At 71.1% G+C, this 602-nt stretch carries 1 pseudogene; it reads right to left on the bottom strand.

The annotated features are described in order from the left end of the window. Nucleotides 1–602 (bottom strand): annotated as a pseudogene (locus HWX00_RS36545) (hemagglutinin); the annotation flags it as partial.

Genomic DNA, 602 nt, shown 5'->3' with positions numbered 1-602 from the left:
GCGGTGGCCGCGGCAATCCCCGAATAGGCCCGGCTGGCGATCTGGTTGACGCTCGACTGAACCCGCCAGATCTGGTTCATGTTGGCCGCGTCGGTGCCGTTCACGCCCGGCGCCACGTTGGTCAGGCGCCGCTCGTTGCCCGCGGAGCCAAACGACACCGTGTTCGGCTCGGAGGCAACCGAGCCCGCACCGATGGCCACCGAGTTGGCGCCCGCTGCTGTCGCGTTGTTGCCCAGCGCCGTGGCACTCGTGCCGGAGGCCACGGCCCCCTGACCGATTGCCGAGGAACCGCTACCCGAGGCGTTGGCGCCCTGACCCAGCGCCGTCGCGTTCGAGCCCGTCGCGTTCGAGCCCTGGCCCAGCGCTGTTGCACCGGAACTGGACGCAACTGCTCCTTGGCCGACCGAGGTCGCTCCGGCACCGGTCGCACTCGAGCCCTGGCCCACCGAGGTCGCGTTCGAGCCGGTTGCGTTCGAGCCCTGACCCAGCGACGTCGAATTGCTACCCGAAGCCGTCGACTGGCCCCCGATCGCCGTGCTGCCCGTGCCATTGGCCTGCGCACCGGCACCCGCCGCGGTTCCGCCCGTGCTCGTCGTCGACAG

This window comes from Burkholderia seminalis DSM 23518 (assembly GCF_902832885.1).
Classification (GTDB): Bacteria; Pseudomonadota; Gammaproteobacteria; order Burkholderiales; family Burkholderiaceae; genus Burkholderia; species Burkholderia seminalis.
This window is presented reverse-complemented; position numbering and strand designations above follow the sequence as displayed.